Genomic DNA, 18,298 nt, shown 5'->3' with positions numbered 1-18,298 from the left:
TCAGCAGTGGCAGCAATGTAGGGCTTAGTGCTGCAGGATTTTCTCAAGGAAGTGCTGCGCACGTTCGGAGCGGGCGCTGATATCGCCGAAGAATTCCTCTTTCGGGCAGTCTTCGATGATCTTGCCGGCGTCCATGAAGATCACGCGGTCGGCCACTTTGCGGGCGAAGCCCATTTCGTGGGTCACGCACATCATGGTCATGCCTTCCTGGGCCAGTTGCACCATCACGTCGAGTACTTCGTTGACCATTTCCGGGTCGAGGGCGGAGGTCGGTTCGTCGAACAGCATGACGATCGGGTCCATGGCCAGCGCGCGGGCAATCGCCACACGCTGTTGCTGGCCGCCGGACAGTTGGCCGGGGTGCTTGTGGGCGTGTGCCGACAGGCCGACGCGCTCAAGCAGTTGCAGGCCTTTCTTGGTGGCTTCTTCCTTGCTGCGGCCGAGCACCTTGATCTGCGCGATGGTCAGGTTTTCGGTGATGGTCAGGTGCGGGAACAGTTCGAAGTGCTGGAACACCATGCCGACGCGTGAGCGCAGTTTTGGCAGGTTGGTCTTCGGGTCGGCGATCGACGTGCCGTCGACCACGATGTCGCCTTTCTGGAACGGTTCCAGCGCGTTGACGCATTTGATCAGGGTGGATTTGCCCGAACCCGATGGCCCGCACACCACGATCACTTCGCCTTTTTTAACCTCGGTGCTGCAATCGGTCAGCACCTGGAAGTCGCCATACCACTTGTTGATATTCTTGATAGAGATCATACGGCAAACCTTTTTTGCAGACGCTTGACCAGCAGCGAGGCGGAAAAGCTGATGATGAAGTAGACGACACCGGCGAAGATCAGGAACTCGTTGGAGCGGCCGATGATGTCGCCGTTGGAGCGGGCGGAGTTGAGGAAGTCCACCAGGCCTACGGTGTAAACCAGCGAGGTGTCCTGGAACAGGATGATCGACTGTTGCAGCAGCAACGGGGTCATCTTGCGGAACGCCTGGGGCAGGATGATCAGACGCATGGTCTGGCCGTAGGTCATGCCCATTGCCTGGGCTGCGCCCATCTGGCCCTTGGGAATCGACTGCACGCCGGCCCGTACGATTTCACAGAAGTACGCGGCTTCGAACATCATGAAGGCCACGACGCAGGAGGTGAACGCCCCGATCGGGGTGTCTTCGCCGGTGATCCAGCGCAGCACGAACGGCACTGCCAGGTAGAACCAGGTAATGACCAACAGCAGCGGGATCGAGCGGAAGTAGTTCACGTAGGCGCCGGCCAGGCGCGACAGCAGTTTGTTGGACGACAGGCGCATCAGCGCGAGCACGGTGCCCAATGCGATGCCGCCGATCACGCCCATGACCATCAACTGCAAGGTCATGACCATGCCGTTCCACAGGCCCGGGATGGCGGGGATGATGCCGCTGAAATCAAAGTCCATTATTTACCCCCCACGGAGATCAGGCCGGGCACGGCGACTTTCTTCTCGACCAGGCGCATCAGCAACATCAGGCTCATGTTCAAGGTGAAGTAGATCAGCGTGGCCAGGGTGAAGGCTTCAAACAGGTTGGCCGAGAACTCGGCGGTCTGTTTGGTTTGCGCCAGCAATTCCATCAGGCCGATCAAGGACGCCACGGAGGAGTTCTTGAACACGTTGAGGAATTCCGAGGTAAGGGGCGGAATGATGATGCGGTAGGCCTGTGGCAGCAGCACGTTCCAGTAGATCTGTGGCAGCTTGAAGCCCATGGCACGCGCGGCGGCTTCCTGGCCACGTGGCAGCGCCTGGATGCCGGTACGCACCTGTTCGCACACACGGGCGGCGGTGAACAGGCCCAGGCACACGACAACGCTCAGGTAAGCCGAGGTGGTCGGGTTGAGGTCTTGTTTGTACCAGTCCTGCAGGTTTTGCGGGAGCATATCGGGTATCAGGAAGTACCAGATAAACAGCTGAACCAGCAGCGGCACGTTACGAAACAGTTCCACGTAGCAGGTCGCGATGCCCGATACGAGGCGGTTTGGCACAGTGCGCATGACCCCCAGAATGGAGCCCAGCAACAAGGCGATAATCCATGCCACGACGGCGATGGCAATGGTCCAGCCCAAACCGGAGATGTACCAGTCGAGATAGGTCTCGCTGCCCACGCCGGTGGACTTGAAGAACACGCCCCAGTCCCAGTTGTAATTCATTAGGGTCTCCCCTCGAAATCGATCGATGTACAAGCACCCGCTTGGGGAAGATCCTTTCCCGCCCGACGTTGAACGTCAGGCACACACGATCGGCTCGAAAACCGCCAGGTCGAGTGTTCCACATTAAAGCCAGCAGGTAGTAACAGACGCCTGAGGGAGGGTTGGCTCCCTCAGGAGATAAGGTTAGTCAGGAATCAGATTTTTACGTCAGGCGCTGGTTTGTCGCTTGGGTTAGCGATCAGCTCCTTAACCTTTTCACTCATCGGGAAGTTCAGGTTCAGGCCTTTAGGTGGGATCGGGCTTTCGAACCACTTGCTGTAGATCTTGTTGATTTCGCCGGATTTGTACAGGGCGACGATGGCGTCATCCACGGCTTTCTTGAAGGCCGGGTCGTCTTTACGCACCATGCATGCGTAGGCTTCAAAGGACTGCGGCGTACCGGTGATGACCCAGTCGTCCGGCTTCTTGGCCTTGGCTTCTTCACCGGCCAGCAGGGCGTCGTCCATCATGAAGGCTACGGCGCGGCCGCTTTCCAGCATCTGGAAGGATTCGCCGTGGTCTTTGGCGGAGATGACGTTCATGCCCATCTGCTTGTCGGCGTTCATCGCTTTGATGATGCGCTCGGAGGTGGTACCAGCGGTGGTCACGACGTTTTTGCCTTTCAGGTCGGCAAAGTCAGCGTAGGACGGCTTGCCATCCTTGTCTTTCTTGACCAGCAGACGGGTGCCGATTTCGAAGATGTTAACGGTGAAGTCGACTTGCTGGGCGCGTTCGGCGTTGTTGGTGGTCGAACCACACTCAACGTCCGCAGTGCCGTTCTGGATCAACGGGATACGGGTTTGCGAGGTCACCAGGTTGTACTTGGTTTTCAGATCGGGTTTGTTCAGGTCTTTTTTCAGTTGTTCGACGATAGCCAACTGAATGTCGTGGGAGTAGCCCACTGGTTTGCCCGAACCGTCTGCGATGTAGGAGAACGGAATGGAGCTGTCGCGGTGAGCGAGAGTGATGGTGCCGGAGTCGTTGATTTTCTTCAGTGTGCCGGTGAGTTCGGCGGCGAAAACTGGAGTGCTGATCAGAGCAGCAGCGATAGCTGCGCCCAGGATATGGGGAACGATGCGCATCAATACTTCCTCGACATTTGTTTTTTTTATGAAGCCGGCTAAACGGCTCTCTTGTACAGCGAATGCCCGTAACGGCTCCTGAAGCGTCCTCAGGCAATCGTCAGGGAGTGTAGAGCATGAGTCGTGCCATACCTGAAACAAAAGGTTATCTGTTTGATTTATAAAGAGATTAACTTTGTGTTACTGGCAATTTATGGCTATCAGGTCCGGCAAACCGAATGGTGCGGGGTGTGCTGTTCGGAAAACCGAATGCCACGACCGGCATAAAAAAGCCCCTGGACCATACGGCGCAGGGGCTTTTTTACGCGGTGCGGATCAGGCGGCTTCAATCTTCGTGCGGTTCTGCTCAACCTTGGACAGGTAACGTTGCACGTTTTCCTGTTCTTGCGCGGTGGTGAACAGGCCAAGCTTGGTACGGCGCCACAGGACGTCCTGAGGTTGAGTCGCCCATTCTTCGGCACACAGGTAATCGACTTCGCGGGTGTACAGGCCACCGCCGAGGTGGTCGCCCAGGTCGGCCAGGGATTGCACGCCTTCCAGCAGGCGCCAGGTGCGGCTGCCATAGGTCGTGGCCCAGCGGCGCGCGATCTCGTTAGGCACCCAGTCGAACTTGGCGCGAATCGCCTCGGCCAGCGCTTCTGGCGTGGTCATATTCTCGCCGCCAGGCAGGCTGGCGGTGGCCGTCCAGCTTGGGCGCATCTGCGTGAAGTAAGGCGCCAGCTGTGCCATCGCCGACTCAGCGAGTTTGCGGTAGGTGGTGAGCTTGCCGCCGAACACTGAAAGGATCGGTGCTTCGCCCGTGCCGCCCGACAGCGACAGTGTGTAGTCGCGGGTGATGGCCGACGGGTTATCCGACTCGTCGTTGCACAGTGGGCGCACGCCGGAGTAGGTGTGGACGATGTCGGCGCGGCTCAGTTGCTTCTTGAAGTGAGCATTCACCACGTTGAGCATGTAGTCGGTTTCACCTTCAGTGATCGCCACTTTCGCCGGGTCACCGGTGTATTCACGGTCGGTGGTGCCGATGATGGTCAGGTGGTTCAGGTACGGAATGGTGAAGACGATGCGCTGATCTTCGTTCTGCAGGATGTGCGCGTGAGCGCCTTCGTACAGTTTCGGCACGATCAGGTGGCTGCCCTGGATCAGGCGGATGCCGTAGGGCGAATCCAGCTTCAGGTCTTCCTTGATGAACTTGGCGACCCATGGGCCGGCGGCGTTCACCAGTGCACGAGCACGGATCGAGAACAGGCTGCCATCGGCGCGTTCCATGTTCATTTCCCACATGCCGTTGCTGCGGTGTGCGCTGACGCAACGGGTCTGGGTGTGGATGTGCGCACCTTTTTCACGCGCGGCCATGGCGTTGAGTACGACCAGACGGGCGTCGTCGACCCAGCAATCGGAGTATTCGAAGCCTTTGGTGATCTCGCTTTTCAGCGGGCTGTCAGGGCCGAACTTGAGGCTTTTAGAGCCGGCCAGTTTTTCGCGCTTGCCCAGGTGGTCATAGAGGAACAGGCCGGCGCGAATCATCCACGCCGGACGCAGGTGCGGGCGGTGCGGCAGCACGAAGCGCATCTGCTTGACGATGTGTGGCGCTTTGGCCAGCAGCACTTCACGTTCTGCCAGGGCTTCGCGCACCAGGCGGAATTCGTAATGTTCGAGGTAGCGCAGGCCGCCGTGGATCAGCTTGCTGCTGGCGGAAGAGGTGTGGCTGGCCAAGTCGTCCTTTTCACAAAGGAATACCGACAAACCGCGACCGGCTGCGTCTGCTGCAATGCCGACGCCATTGATCCCGCCACCGATTACGGCAACGTCATAGACTTCGGCAAGCGGTGGAGCAGGCAAGGTGGAAGGGTTCATCGGCTGGCCTCGCGATTTATTCGTCTTGGAATTCGAACATTAATGTTCATTTGCGAAAATGGTAGCTGATAAACGCGCGCACAGCCACCCGACTTCGATTGAAAAAACTCATCGAAGGGCGGGGAAAGGAACAATTGTGAACATGAGCTTAGGGCAGGCTCAAGAGATGGGGTGTCGGATCTAACGCTATCGCGGGCAAGCCCGGCTCCCACAGCTGACCGAGTTCCAGCATGAGAATGCGGTCAACTGTGGGAGCGGGCTTGCCCGCGATGGAAGTCAGCCCAGGCGCTAAACCACTTCCAGCCGAACCTTGTGCTGGTTCAACAACTGCACCAGTGCCGGCACTGGCTGCTGATCCGTCACCAGACAGTCGACCAAACTGATCGGCCCCAAGCGAATCATGGCGTTGCGCCCGAATTTACTGGAGTCCGCCGCCAGGATGACTTGGCGTGCATTGGCGATGATCGCCTGGGAAACCCGCACTTCCTGATAATCAAAGTCGAGCAGGCTGCCGTCTTCGTCGATGCCGCTGATACCCACCAGGGCAAAATCAACCTTGAACTGGTTGATGAAGTCGACACTGGCCTGACCGACTACACCGCCATCACGGCGCACATTACCGCCGGTCAACAACACATCGAAATCGTCCTTGGCACTGAGCATGGTGGCGACGTTGAGGTTGTTGGTGATGATTTTCAGGTGATTGTGATTGAGCAGCGCACGCGCGATCGATTCGGTCGTGGTGCCGATATTGATGAACAACGAGGCGTGGTCGGGGATTTGCGCGGCAATGGCTTCGCCGATGCGTTGTTTCTCATCGCGCATCTGGTCGGCACGCATGGCGTACGCGGTGTTCTCGACACTGGAGTCATAGGCGGCGCCGCCGTGGTAGCGGCGCAGCAGATTGGCGTCCGCCAGCTGGTTGATATCGCGGCGGATGGTTTGCGGGGTGACAACGAATAGCTGCGCCATCTCCTCGATACTGACGTAACCGCGTTCGCGGACCAGTTCGAGGATTTGTTGCTGGCGGGGAGGCAGATTCATGGGGCGTCCTTTGGGCTGCCATACAAAAGTGGCCCATGATGACGCAGCAAGCGGCTCCCCGCCAGTTACAACCCTATATGGATCCGGCGGTTGGCTTATTCAGCGCCTTCGTGCGGTTCCCAGTCGCGGGTGCGGCTGACCGCTTTTTGCCAGCCGGCGTAGAGTTTTTCTTTGGCGGCTTCATCGAGCATCGGCTCGAATTCGCGCTCGATCACGGCCTTGCCGCGCAACTCGTCCAGGCTGCCCCAGAAGCCACAGGCCAGGCCTGCCAGGTAAGCGGCGCCGAGTGCCGTGGTTTCGCGCATTTGCGGGCGCTCGACCTGGGTACCCAGGATATCGGCCTGGAACTGCATCAGGAAGTTGTTGGCCACCGCGCCGCCGTCCACGCGCAGGGCTTTGAGGCGTTCGCCCGAGTCCTGTTGCATGGCGTCCAGCACGTCGCGGGTCTGGTAGGCAATCGACTCCAGGGCTGCGCGAATAATGTGATCCACGCGTACGCCACGGGTCAGGCCAAACAAAGCGCCACGGGCATACGGGTCCCAGTACGGAGCGCCCAGGCCGGTAAAGGCCGGCACCAGGTAGACGCCGTTGCTGTCCTTGACCTTGCCGGCGAAGTATTCGGTGTCGGTGGCGTCCGCGATGATCTTCAGCTCATCACGCAGCCACTGCACGGTGGAACCACCGTTGAACACCGCGCCTTCCAGCGCGTAAGCCACTTCGCCGCGTGGACCGCAGGCGATGGTGGTGAGCATGCCGTGTTTGGATTTGACGGCTTTGTCGCCGGTGTTCATCAGCAGGAAGCAGCCGGTGCCATAAGTGTTCTTGGCCTGCCCGGCTTCCACGCACATCTGGCCGAACAGAGCAGCCTGTTGGTCGCCCGCGATGCCGCCGATAGCGATACCGCTTTTGGTGCGGCCGTAGATTTCTGAAGACGACTTAACTTCCGGCAGCATCTCGCGCGGCACGTCGAGAATCTCCAGCATCTTCGCATCCCACTCCAGCGTGTGGATGTTGAAGAGCATGGTGCGCGAGGCGTTGGTGTAGTCGGTGACGTGGGTTTTGCCGCCGGTAAATTTCCAGATCAGCCAGCTGTCGACGGTGCCGAACAGCAATTCGCCATTGCGCGCACGCTCGCGGCTGCCTTCGACGTTGTCGAGGATCCACTTGAGCTTGGTGCCGGAGAAGTACGGGTCGGTGACCAGGCCAGTGGTGTCGCTGATGTATTGCTCGTGGCCATCGCGCTTGAGCTGCTGGCAGATCTCGGTGCTACGGCGGCACTGCCAGACGATTGCGTTGTAGATCGGGCGGCCGGTGATCTTGTCCCACACCACGGTGGTTTCACGCTGGTTGGTGATACCGATGGCAGCGACCTGGTCATGGTGCAGACCGGCTTGTGCCAGGGCCTCGACCATCACCGCGCTTTGGGTGGCGAAGATTTCCATCGGGTCATGTTCGACCCAGCCGGCTTGCGGGTAATGCTGAGCGAATTCACGCTGGGCGGTGCAGACCACGTTGGCATCGCGATCAAAGATGATCGCCCGCGAACTGGTGGTGCCCTGATCAAGGGCAATGATGTAGTTCTTATTCTGAATGTCGGTCATGTCGATTGCCTTGGACGGAAATAAGGAAGTGAGTAATCAGCCTGGGCCGCAAAAGGGCAGTGGGCACCAGGCTGGCGGTATCAGGAAATACGCGTCTTGCCGTTGACTGCCGTGTCAGTTGTTACTTCAGCTATAGCAGGTGCGGCGCTTGGCAGATGACGGGCAATCAGCCCGCGATAGGCCGCAGCACCGAGGCATGCGCCGACAATCGGCGCGAAAATCGGAATCAGGAAGTAAGGAATATCGCGGCCGCCAGTAAAGGATATTTCACCCCAGCCGGCGAAAAAGGTCATCAGCTTGGGCCCGAAATCCCGCGCCGGGTTCATCGCAAAGCCGGTCAACGGGCCCATGGCGCTGCCAATCACGGCGATCAACAGGCCGATCAGCAGCGGGGCCAGCGGGCCACGTGGCAGGCCATTGTTATCGTCGGTAAGGGCCATGATCACGCCCATCAGGATCGCGGTGATGACCATTTCAACCAGGAACGCCTGGGCAGTGCTCAGCAGCGCATGCGGGTAGGTGGAGAACACCGACGCCAATTCCAGGCTGGCCTGGGAGCCGCGAACCATGTGGTGGGTTTGTTCGTAATCGAAAAAAAGGTTGCTGTAGAGCGTGTAGACCAGCGCGGCGGAACAGAAGGCGCCGGCGATCTGGGCGAGGATGTAGAAGGGCAGTTTGCGCTTTTCGAAATCGGCAAAAATGCACAGGGCGATACTGACCGCCGGATTGAGGTGTGCCCCGGAAATACCGGCGCTCAGGTAGATCGCCATGCTCACGCCGACCCCCCAGATGATACTGATTTCCCACAACCCAAAGCTGGCACCCGCGACCTTGAGCGCAGCGACACAGCCTGTACCGAAGAAGATCAGAAGCGCAGTCCCCAGGAATTCGGCCATGCATTGGCTCGAAAGTGAAGGCTGTTGAAGAGCAGTTGTCATGGCAAACCTCGATTGTTGTTCTTGTTGGGCGCACAACCTCAACGGGCCGTTGCGCAATTTTCACCGTCATCAGAATCCCCATCCTGGCGACGGCTTACTGCTGAATACTCAGGGGCTATTCCTACAGTATTCGGAAACGAAAAAATATAGACAAGAATGACCGCTGTCAAAGGTCGAAAGTGAACCATTGGTCATTTTCGAACTATTGGTCTGGTGAATGATCATGCTTGGCCCTGTCAGCACTCATTTCAGGAGGCGCGCCCTAGAGCGTTTTACGTGGGCTTGGCCTAGAATTGAGCCTCTTTTAGCCGCGACCGGAGTAGCCATGACCCCCGCACTGGACCTGTTGAAAAAAGTTCGCGCCGAACATCATATTCACAGTTACGAACATGACCCCAAGGCTGCGTCGTATGGCTTGGAGGCCGCGGAAAAGTTGGGGCTCGATCCAGCGCAGGTGTTCAAGACCTTGCTGGCCAGCAGTGAGAAAGGTGAATTGCTGGTGGCGGTGGTGCCGGTCGTCGGAAGTCTGGATTTAAAAGCGTTGGCCCACGCGGCGGGGGTGAAAAAAGTCGAGATGGCCGACCCGGCAGCAGCGCAACGCTCCACCGGCTACCTGTTAGGCGGCATCAGCCCGTTGGGGCAAAAAAAGCGCTTACGCACGTTCATTGATGTAACGGCGCAGCCGTTCGCGACGATTTTTGTCAGTGCGGGAAGAAGGGGATTGGAAGTTGAACTGCCCGCGGCGGTGTTGGCTGAGCATACCCAGGCCAAATTTGCGCCGATTGGTCGGGGCTGAAATTCATATTTTGAAGAGTATGAGAGCCAATGTGGGAGCGGGCTTGCTCGCGAATGCGGTGGTTCAGTAATGAATCTATCAACTGACCCGCGACCATCGCGAGCAAGCCCGCTTCCACATTTTTTACCCGGTTTCGTCAGTTGCTTAGTGCGCGGGGCTGTAGCGGCGAACGCCGGATTCGACCTGAGGAATCTGCGCCGCCGTACTGCCGGACGCTTGGAACAACACCAGATGCTCCGCCGCCACCCGAATCCCCACCTGCGCACCCACCTGATGGTCGGCATGGCTGGGGAAAATCGACTCCAACTGCGCGCCCGTAGGCAGTTGCAGGCGGTACAGCGTCGAGGCGCCGAGGAACGTCTTGCCGACGATCCGCGCTTTCAACGCGCTGTCCGGTGCGTAGACGATGTCATCCGGGCGCAGCAACACGTCCACCGCGCCACCTGTTGGCCAGGTGTAGGCGCGATTGCCGCGCAGGTCACCCAGTTCGGTGCTGACCGATTCCGGTGAGCTCAATTGACCGCGGATGAAATAGCCCTGGCCGATAAAGCTCGCGACGTAAGGTGTCTGTGGTTCGTGATAGAGGTTGTAGGGCGTGTCCCACTGCTCAAGACGGCCTTCTTTGAAAACCCCCACGTGGTCGCTCACGGCGAAGGCTTCTTCCTGATCGTGGGTGACCAGAATCGCGCTGGTGCCGCGTGCCTTGAGGATGTCGCGCACCTCATGGCTGAGCTTGCGCCGCAGTTCGCCGTCAAGGTTGGAGAACGGCTCATCCAGCAGCAACAGTTGTGGCTCCGGCGCGAGGGCGCGGGCGAGGGCGACGCGTTGCTGCTGACCGCCGGAAAGCTCGTGAGGAAAACGCTGGCCGAGGTTGTTCAGGTTGACCAGTTCCAGCAGCTCGGCGACGACACGGTCTTTTTGCGGGTGCTTGCGAATGCCGAAGGCGATGTTGTCGGCCACGCTCAAGTGCGGAAACAGCGCGTAGTCCTGGAACACCATGCCGATCCGGCGTTTCTCCGGTGCCAGGGTGAACCCGGCACTGGAAATCACTTCGCCGGCCAGGCTGATTTCACCTTCGTGCACTGGCTCAAACCCTGCAATCGCGCGCAAGGTCGTGGTTTTGCCGCAGCCCGAAGAGCCCAGCAGGCAGCCGATGTCGCCGGCGTTGAGGTGCAGGTTGAGGTTCTGCACCACCCGTTGATCTTGATAGCCGCACGCCAGGTTGCGCAGGTTCAGCAGTAATGGCTGGCTCATGCGTGGTGATACGACGGCGGGACGAGGAATTCAAGCAGCGCCTTTTGTGCGTGCAGACGGTTTTCCGCCTGGTCCCAGGCCACCGAACGCGCATCGTCGAGCAGGTCGAGGCTGATTTCTTCGCCACGGTGAGCGGGCAGGCAGTGCATGAACAGCACGTCCGGCGCAGCCAGGTCGAGCAGCGCACGGGTCACCTGGAACGGTGCGAACAGCGCGAGGCGCTTGGCGGTCTCATCTTCCTGGCCCATGGAGGTCCAGACGTCGGTGCTCACCAGGTGCGCGCCGATGACCGCGTCACGCGGGTCGCGCACCACGGTGACCCGGTCACCGGCCTGTTCCAGGAACCGCGCGTCAGGCTCGTAGCCTTCCGGGCATGCGACGCGCAGTTGGAAGTCGAACTGGATCGCCGCTTCTATATAACTGTTGCACATGTTGTTGCCGTCACCGATCCAGGCCACGGTCTTGCCCTGGATCGAACCACGGTGCTCCAGGAAGGTTTGCATGTCGGCCAGCAGCTGGCAGGGGTGCAGGTCATCGGACAGGCCGTTGATCACCGGTACCCGCGAGTTGGCGGAAAATTCGGTCACGGTGCTGTGGGCAAAGGTACGGATCATCACCGCATCGAGCATGCGCGACATGACCCGGGCGCTGTCGGCAATCGGCTCGCCACGCCCCAGTTGGGTGTCGCGCGAGGACAGGAAGATGGCTTGGCCACCCAGCTGGATCATGCCGGCTTCGAACGACACGCGGGTGCGGGTCGACGACTTCTCGAAAATCATCCCGAGCACACGGTTTTTCAAAGGCTCGAACAGTACGCCGCGGTTACGCAGGTCTTTAAGCTCAATGCCTCGACGGATCACGCTGACCAGCTCTTCGGGCGTGCAATCCATCAGGGAGAGAAAGTGCCTTGCGCTCATCATTAACTACCTTTTTGCAACAGACCGCAGATACTCAAAGCCTTGTTTATTGTTACAACGGGCGAGACCTGCGGCGAAAGCCGCACGGGGCGACGAAATAGGGGAAGGCGCGATCTTATAATTAAATGTCGCGTCTTACCAATAGGGCTACGGTTTTTAAGGGTGTTCAAGCAGGGCGCCAAAGCGCTTTTGAAGACTGATTCCTGACAGCAGCACCCCATTTGTACACTGGCGCCAAGACCTTTTGCAATGTGTGAGGGCGGGCCCAGAGCGGGTTGTGTCGGTTTCAGCAACGCTGTGTAAGGTTCTGAAACATTTGCACATGTTTAGCCATGTCCTGGCCTGATGCTTGCCGATTCACAAGACGAACGTTGCTGGTGCCCGCCCAGGCGACGGCCCATAGTTGGGCCAAAGCCCAATAAAAGAGACTGGCCATGACCAAGACTCTCCACCACCGTGCCTGCCATCTGTGTGAAGCCATCTGCGGCCTGACCCTGGAAACGACCCAGGCCGAGGACGGCAGCCTGGCGATTACGTCGATCAAGGGCGACCCGCTGGATACGTTCAGCCGCGGGCACATCTGCCCAAAGGCCGTGGCGCTGCAAGACATCCAGAATGACCCCGACCGCCTGCACCAACCCATGTTGCGCGTGGGCAGCGAGTGGCAGCCGATTCTCTGGGATGAGGCGTTTGCGTTGGTGGCCGAGCGATTGGCAGGTATCCAGGCCAGGCATGGGCAGAATGCGGTGGCGGTGTATCAGGGCAACCCTAGCGTGCACAACTATGGGTTGATGACCCACAGCAACTACTTCCTCGGTCAGCTCAAGACACGCAACCGGTTTTCCGCGACCTCGGTGGACCAGTTGCCCCACCACCTCACCAGCCACCTGATGTACGGGCATGGCCTGTTGCTGCCGATTCCGGATATCGACCACACCGACTTCATGCTGATCCTGGGCGGCAACCCGCTGGCGTCCAATGGCAGCATCATGACCGTGCCCGATGTGGAGAAGCGCCTCAAGGCCATCCAGGCGCGCGGCGGCAAGGTGGTGGTGGTTGACCCTCGGCGCAGTGAAACGGCGGCGATTGCCGATCAGCATATGTTCGTGCGGCCCGGCGGCGACGCGGCGCTGTTGTTCGGTTTGCTCAACACGTTGTTTAGCGAAAACCTGACCCGTGACAGTCATTTGCCGGTTGAGGGGCTCGACGCCGTGCGCAAGGCGATCGCCGGGTTTACCGCCGAAGCCATGAGCCGCCAGTGTGCGGTGCCTGCCGAGCAGATCCGCCAGCTGGCACGGGACTTCGCGGCGGCGGACAAGGCGGTGTGTTATGGGCGCATGGGGGTTTCGACCCAGGCATTTGGCACGCTGTGCCATTGGCTGGTGCAGTTGATCAATCTGGTGACCGGCAACCTTGATCGCGTCGGTGGCGCCTTGTGCACCACGCCGGCGGTGGATTTGGTGGCATCGACCGGTGGCGGGCATTTCAATCGCTGGCAGAGCCGCGTGTCCGGGCGCCCCGAATACGGTGGTGAGTTGCCGGTGTCCGCGTTGGCCGAAGAAATGCTCACCGAAGGCGACGGGCAAATCCGCGCCCTGGTGACGGTCGCCGGTAACCCGGTGCTGTCGACGCCCAACGGCCGCCAACTTGAGCAAGCCCTGGACGGGCTGGAGTTCATGGTCAGCATCGACCTCTATATCAACGAGACAACCCGTTACGCCGACCTGATTTTGCCGTCCACCTCGGCGTTGGAAAACGATCACTACGACACCACGTTCAATATGTTCGCTGTGCGCAACGTCACCCGTTTTAATCGCGCGATTCTGCCCAAGCCTGCGGGCGCGTTGCACGATTGGGAGATCTTTGTCGGCTTGGCCAAGGCCTTCGCCGCGCAGACCGGCGTGGCGCTCAAACCGACCATGGCGCCTGCGCAGATGATCGACCTCGGGCTGCGCGCGGGAACCTACGGTGATGCGTCCCGCCACCAACTGTCGGTGGCGATGCTGGCGGATCATCCCCATGGCGTGGACTTGGGGCCGCTCACGCCCAACCTCGCCGCACGCTTGAAAACCGCGAATGGCCAGGTGCAGGCGGCACCAGCAGTCATCCTCGCTGACCTGGCGCGCTTCGCGGCGCAACCTGAGCCGGTGGCGAATGAGCTTCTGTTGATCGGCCGTCGCCATGTGCGCAGCAATAACTCGTGGATGCATAACTATCACCGACTGGTGAAGGGCAAGCCGCGTCATCAACTGCACATGCACCCGGATGACTTGGCCCGTCGGCAATTGAGCGATGGCCAGCGCGTGCGTGTCAGTTCGCGCATCGGCATGATCGAAGTGGAGGTGGTGGCCAGCCTGGACATGATGCCCGGTGTGGTCAGCTTGCCCCATGGTTGGGGCCATGGTCGCCCGGGCGTGCGGATGGCCATCGCCAGTGGGCAGCCAGGGGCGAGTGCGAATGACTTGACTGACGAGCGGCAGTTGGACGAATTGTCTGGAAACGCCGCGCTGAACGGGGTGCCGGTGCAGGTGGCAGCCGCATAAGGCCTGAGCACCGCGCTGGAATTTTGCGTTACAATGCGCCACCGTGCCGACCTGTGAGTCGCGAAGTTCCTGCAGAGGTGTTCCATGGATATCATCGAAACGATCAAAGAGCAGATTGCCAACAACACCATTCTGCTTTACATGAAGGGCGCGCCAAACGCTCCTCAGTGCGGTTTCTCCGCGAAAGCGTCCCAGGCCGTTATGGCGTGTGGCGAGAAATTCGCTTACGTGGATATCCTGCAAAACCCGGAAATCCGCGCCAACCTGCCGAAATACGCTAACTGGCCAACTTTCCCACAACTGTGGGTAGCCGGTGAGCTGGTCGGCGGTAGCGACATCATCGTTGAGATGGCGGCTGATGGTTCGCTGCAAGCGCTGATCAAAGAGGCAGCGGTAAAAGCAGCCGGCAAGACTGAAGCTTGATGCTTGTGTAAAAAGCACTGCAATAAAAAGCCCCGCTTCTCCTGAGAGAGCGGGGCTTTTTTGTACCTGTGCGCGGGGGGTTATTCACCCATCTGCGATTGCAGGTAGTTCTCCAGGCTGACTTTGACGATCAGGCCTTGTTGGGTTTCCAGCCAGTCGATATGTTCTTCCTGGTCTTCCAGGATATCTTCCAGCAATTCACGGCTACCGAAGTCGGCCTTGATTTCGCAGTGCGCGATGGCGGCCTTGAGGTCGCTGTGGCTCTTCTGTTCGAACTTCAGGTCGCTGGTGATCATTTCCTGGGTGTGTTCGCCGATGTTCAGCTTGCCCAGGTCCTGCACGTTCGGCAGGCCTTCCAGGAACAGGATGCGCTTGATCAGCGCGTCCGCGTCCTTCATGGCCTTGATGGACTCTTTGTATTCGCGCTTGCCCAGCTTTTCCAGGCCCCAATCGTCATACATGCGCGCATGCAAAAAGTACTGATTGATCGCGACCAGTTCATTGGCAAGGATTTTGTTGAGTTGCTGGATGACTGAGATGTCGCCTTTCATGACTGGGGTCCTGCCCTGTAATAGCTGTCTATAAGCCGGAGTTTGAGCGGCGAACCCCCTAGTGTCAAACCTAAGTTATTGAATAATAAATGAAAATAAATCTGAATAAGAATGTTTGTGTTCCGCGTCTTGGCGCTAACTAATTGAATTGCAGGCATAAAAAAACCGGACACGTGGTCCGGTTGTTTAAAACACGCTGATTTAAGCGTGTGTAAATTCTGCTGAATAGGGGAGCGCGGCCTGGGCTGTCTGCAGCTGCGTCAGGGTCTCCCGTACCACTTGCTTGGCGAGGCAAGCGCATTTGCCACACTGGCTGGCAACGCCGGTGGTTTCACGTACTTCCTTGTAGCTGCAGCAACCTTCATAGATTGCTTCGCGGATTTGTCCGTCGGTGACGCCAGTACAAAGGCAGACATACATAAGGGAGAACCATCGCGGGTTAAGGCTTAAGTGCGATGGATCTTAATGTTAACGAGAATGATTGTCAAAGTAGATTCGTAGCTGTTTGCGGCCTCACCGCCGTCGCGCTGACGAACGGTTTTTTCAGTGTATGATGGTCGGTCTTTACGAAGCGTGACTGCGTCACAGGGCTGTCGCTTATAAACGGCAGACTTGGAAGCGGTCCTTTTACTTCAATCGTCACCCTTGCATCAGGAGATATCCAATGAGCGTACTCGTCGGCAAACAAGCCCCGGATTTCGACGTACCTGCCGTCCTCGGCAATGGCGAAATCGTTGACAGCTTCAAGCTGTCTGAAGCCATCAAAGGCAAATACGGCCTGGTGTTCTTCTACCCGCTGGACTTCACCTTCGTCTGCCCTTCGGAGCTGATCGCTCTGGACCACCGCATGGACGATTTCAAGGCGCGCAACGTTGAAGTGGTAGCCGTTTCCATCGACTCCCATTTCACCCACAACGCCTGGCGCAACACCGCTATCAATGATGGCGGCATTGGCAAAGTCAAATACACCATGGCTGCCGACATGAAGCACGACATCGCCAAGGCCTACGACGTTGAATCCGAAGGCGGCGTGGCTTTCCGTGGCGCGTTCCTGATCGACGACAAGGGCGTTGTGCGCTCGCAGATCATCAACGACCTGCCGCTGGGCCGTAACATGGAAGAGCTGATCCGTCTGGTCGACGCTCTGCAATTCCACGAAGAGCACGGCGAAGTTTGCCCTGCCAACTGGAAGAAAGGCGACAAAGGCATGAACGCTTCGCCAGAAGGCGTTGCGGCTTACCTGACTGAGAACGCTGGCAAGCTGTAAGCCACGCTCGAAGCAAAAAAAACCGGCCTGAGAAGGCCGGTTTTTTTATGCGCGGGAAACGACCTCAGTCGTTGAAGTCTTCCCAGCCGCCCATCTGCTTCCAGCGATTGACGATGCCACAGAACAGCTCGGCGGTCTTCTCGGTGTCGTAGCGCGCCGAGTGGGCCTCACGGCCGTCAAAGTCGATACCGGCAGCCTGGCAGGCCTTGGCCAGCACGGTCTGACCGTAAGCGAGGCCGGCGAGGGTGGCGGTGTCGAAACTGGAGAACGGGTGAAACGGGTTGCGCTTCATGTCCAGTCGCGTCACGGCGGCGTTCAGGAAGCCCAGGTCGAAACTGCTGTTGTGGCCGACCAGGATCGCGCGTTTGCAGCCATTGGCCTTCAACGCTTTGCGCACGCCACGGAAGATATCGGTCAGCGCCGCTTCTTCACTCACCGCCATACGCAGTGGGTGGTCGAGTTTGATGCCGGTGAACTCCAGGGCTGCCGCTTCGATATTGGCGCCTTCGAATGGCTCGACACGAAAGAAGTGGGTGTGTTCCGGGAACACAAAACCCTGTTCGTCCATGCCGATGGTAGTGGCGGCAATTTCCAGCAGGGCGTCGGTGGCGCAATTGAAGCCACCGGTTTCTACGTCGATGACAACCGGCAGATAACCGCGAAACCGCTCGGCCATCGGGTGACGGGAACCGCCACCACTGTGCTCGTGTTCGTCATCGTAATGGTCTTCACTCACTTGCTTTCCTCCAGCAGGCGCCAGCGCAGTGTTTCACCGGCGCGCAGCGGGATAACAGTCAGCTCGCCAAACGGCAGGCTGGCGGGGGCGGTCCAGTCTTCACGAACCAGGGTAATACGGTCGGTGTTCGCCGGCAGGCCATAGAAGCGCGGGCCGTTCAGGCTGGCGAAACCTTCGAGCTTGTCCAGGGCATTGCGCTGTTCAAACGCTTCGGCGTACAGCTCGATCGCAGCAAACGCGGTGTAGCAACCGGCACAGCCACACGCGGCTTCTTTAGCGTGCTGGGCGTGGGGCGCGGAGTCGGTGCCGAGGAAGAATTTCGGGTTGCCGCTGGTCGCGGCATCGAGCAAGGCCACCTGGTGAGTATTGCGCTTGAGAATCGGCAGGCAATAGAAGTGCGGCCGAATCCCGCCCACCAGCATGTGGTTGCGGTTGTAGAGCAAGTGATGCGCGGTGATGGTCGCACCGACGTTGGCCGAAGCTTCGGTGACGAACTGCACGGCATCTGCGGTGGTGATGTGTTCGAACACCACCTTGAGGGTCGGGAACAGCTCGACCACACGGCGCATGTGCTCGTCGATGAAGATCTTCTCGCGATCAAAGACGTCCACATCGCCACGGGTGACTTCACCGTGGATCAACAGCGGCATACCGACTTCAGCCATGGCTTCGATCGCCGGCAGAATCTTGTCGATACTGGTCACGCCGGAGTCAGAGTTGGTGGTCGCGCCCGCCGGGTACAGCTTGGCGGCGTGCACGAAACCACTGGCCTTGGCCTGGCGGATTTCTTCAGGCTGGGTGCGGTCGGTCAGGTAGAGCACCATCAACGGTTCGAAGCGGCTGCCGGCCGGTCGTGCAGCGAGGATACGCTGGCGATAGGCGTCGGCTTCTGCGGCATTACGCACCGGAGGTACCAGGTTAGGCATGATGATGGCGCGACCAAACGTGCGCGCTACATCAGCCACGGTTTGGGGTAACGCAGCACCATCGCGAAGATGAATATGCCAGTCGTCGGGACGCAGCAGGGTCAGGCGGTCGGACATTGGGGATTCCAGGCGGGTCAATCTGGTGGGAATGCTA

The 18,298-nt window shown here is 59.1% G+C and carries 18 protein-coding genes; 4 read left to right on the top strand and 14 right to left on the bottom strand.

The window, feature by feature from the left end; all coding sequences use genetic code 11:
- Window positions 1-24: 24 nt before the first annotated feature.
- The 8 genes from JFT85_RS10205 to JFT85_RS10170 form a co-directional block, all read right to left on the bottom strand.
- Entirely contained in the window at window positions 25-759 is a 735-nt protein-coding gene (locus tag JFT85_RS10205) for an amino acid ABC transporter ATP-binding protein (RefSeq protein WP_042560754.1), read from the bottom strand.
- Window positions 756-1,427: an amino acid ABC transporter permease gene (locus tag JFT85_RS10200; protein WP_053254637.1), complete on the bottom strand. Its 672-nt coding sequence runs from the start codon at window positions 1,425-1,427 to the stop codon at window positions 756-758. Before JFT85_RS10200 ends, JFT85_RS10205 begins: the two co-directional genes overlap by 4 nt.
- On the bottom strand, window positions 1,427-2,173 hold the full coding sequence (locus JFT85_RS10195; protein ID WP_053254638.1) for an amino acid ABC transporter permease: 747 nt from the start codon (window positions 2,171-2,173) through the stop codon (window positions 1,427-1,429). The genes JFT85_RS10200 and JFT85_RS10195 overlap by 1 nt, the downstream gene beginning before the upstream one ends.
- A gap of 194 nt (window positions 2,174-2,367) precedes the next feature.
- Window positions 2,368-3,294, bottom strand: a complete 927-nt coding sequence (locus JFT85_RS10190; protein WP_053254639.1) for a glutamate/aspartate ABC transporter substrate-binding protein — start codon at window positions 3,292-3,294, stop codon at window positions 2,368-2,370.
- A 315-nt stretch (window positions 3,295-3,609) separates the two neighbouring features.
- Entirely contained in the window at window positions 3,610-5,148 is a 1,539-nt protein-coding gene (glpD, locus tag JFT85_RS10185; RefSeq protein WP_053254640.1) for a glycerol-3-phosphate dehydrogenase, read from the bottom strand.
- Window positions 5,149-5,436: 288 nt separating this feature from the next.
- A complete protein-coding gene (locus JFT85_RS10180; protein ID WP_010212755.1) occupies window positions 5,437-6,192 on the bottom strand; it encodes a DeoR/GlpR family transcriptional regulator in 756 nt (251 codons plus the stop codon).
- 95 nt (window positions 6,193-6,287) lie between these two features.
- Complete coding sequence (gene glpK, locus JFT85_RS10175; RefSeq protein ID WP_053254641.1) at window positions 6,288-7,793, bottom strand: glycerol kinase GlpK; 1,506 nt, start codon at window positions 7,791-7,793, stop codon at window positions 6,288-6,290.
- Window positions 7,794-7,873: 80 nt separating this feature from the next.
- Complete coding sequence (locus JFT85_RS10170) at window positions 7,874-8,731, bottom strand: MIP/aquaporin family protein (RefSeq protein WP_053254642.1); 858 nt, start codon at window positions 8,729-8,731, stop codon at window positions 7,874-7,876.
- 325 nt (window positions 8,732-9,056) lie between these two features.
- Between JFT85_RS10170 and ybaK the strand changes: the two genes are divergently transcribed.
- Entirely contained in the window at window positions 9,057-9,527 is a 471-nt protein-coding gene (gene ybaK / locus JFT85_RS10165; protein ID WP_053254643.1) for a Cys-tRNA(Pro) deacylase, read from the top strand.
- A 144-nt stretch (window positions 9,528-9,671) separates the two neighbouring features.
- Here ybaK and JFT85_RS10160 read toward each other — a convergent pair whose 3' ends face one another.
- A complete protein-coding gene (locus JFT85_RS10160) occupies window positions 9,672-10,781 on the bottom strand; it encodes an ABC transporter ATP-binding protein (protein ID WP_053254644.1) in 1,110 nt (369 codons plus the stop codon).
- Window positions 10,778-11,698, bottom strand: a complete 921-nt coding sequence (gene argF, locus JFT85_RS10155; RefSeq protein WP_053254645.1) for an ornithine carbamoyltransferase — start codon at window positions 11,696-11,698, stop codon at window positions 10,778-10,780. Before argF ends, JFT85_RS10160 begins: the two co-directional genes overlap by 4 nt.
- 434 nt (window positions 11,699-12,132) lie before the next feature.
- On the opposite strand from argF, the gene JFT85_RS10150 reads away from it, so the two are divergent.
- Together JFT85_RS10150 and grxD are read left to right on the top strand one after the other, a co-directional pair.
- Window positions 12,133-14,241 (top strand): molybdopterin oxidoreductase family protein, encoded by a 2,109-nt coding sequence (locus tag JFT85_RS10150; protein ID WP_169875929.1) that lies wholly within the window; start codon window positions 12,133-12,135, stop codon window positions 14,239-14,241.
- Between the two features lie 84 nt (window positions 14,242-14,325).
- The gene (gene grxD, locus JFT85_RS10145) at window positions 14,326-14,664 is read left to right on the top strand and encodes a Grx4 family monothiol glutaredoxin (RefSeq protein WP_053254647.1); all 339 of its coding nucleotides are present in this window, start codon (window positions 14,326-14,328) and stop codon (window positions 14,662-14,664) included.
- Window positions 14,665-14,744: 80 nt separating this feature from the next.
- Here the strand turns inward: grxD and bfr are convergent, their stop codons facing one another.
- Both bfr and JFT85_RS10135 read right to left on the bottom strand, forming a co-directional pair.
- Window positions 14,745-15,215 (bottom strand): bacterioferritin, encoded by a 471-nt coding sequence (bfr, locus tag JFT85_RS10140; protein WP_053254648.1) that lies wholly within the window; start codon window positions 15,213-15,215, stop codon window positions 14,745-14,747.
- 201 nt (window positions 15,216-15,416) lie between these two features.
- Window positions 15,417-15,635 carry a bacterioferritin-associated ferredoxin gene (locus JFT85_RS10135; protein ID WP_010564137.1) on the bottom strand — a complete coding sequence of 73 codons (219 nt, stop codon included), beginning with the start codon at window positions 15,633-15,635 and terminating at the stop codon, window positions 15,417-15,419.
- Window positions 15,636-15,879: 244 nt separating this feature from the next.
- Between JFT85_RS10135 and JFT85_RS10130 the strand changes: the two genes are divergently transcribed.
- On the top strand, window positions 15,880-16,482 hold the full coding sequence (locus JFT85_RS10130; RefSeq protein WP_003172097.1) for a peroxiredoxin: 603 nt from the start codon (window positions 15,880-15,882) through the stop codon (window positions 16,480-16,482).
- A 64-nt stretch (window positions 16,483-16,546) separates the two neighbouring features.
- Here the strand turns inward: JFT85_RS10130 and rnt are convergent, their stop codons facing one another.
- Window positions 16,547-17,218: a ribonuclease T gene (gene rnt, locus JFT85_RS10125; RefSeq protein WP_017137041.1), complete on the bottom strand. Its 672-nt coding sequence runs from the start codon at window positions 17,216-17,218 to the stop codon at window positions 16,547-16,549.
- Window positions 17,215-18,261 (bottom strand): dihydroorotase, encoded by a 1,047-nt coding sequence (gene pyrC, locus JFT85_RS10120; protein ID WP_027604589.1) that lies wholly within the window; start codon window positions 18,259-18,261, stop codon window positions 17,215-17,217. The genes rnt and pyrC overlap by 4 nt, the downstream gene beginning before the upstream one ends.
- Window positions 18,262-18,298: the final 37 nt, after the last annotated feature.

The sequence above is a fragment of the Pseudomonas sp. TH04 genome (assembly GCF_016651355.1).
Lineage (GTDB): Bacteria > Pseudomonadota > Gammaproteobacteria > Pseudomonadales > Pseudomonadaceae > Aquipseudomonas > Aquipseudomonas fluorescens.
This window is presented reverse-complemented; position numbering and strand designations above follow the sequence as displayed.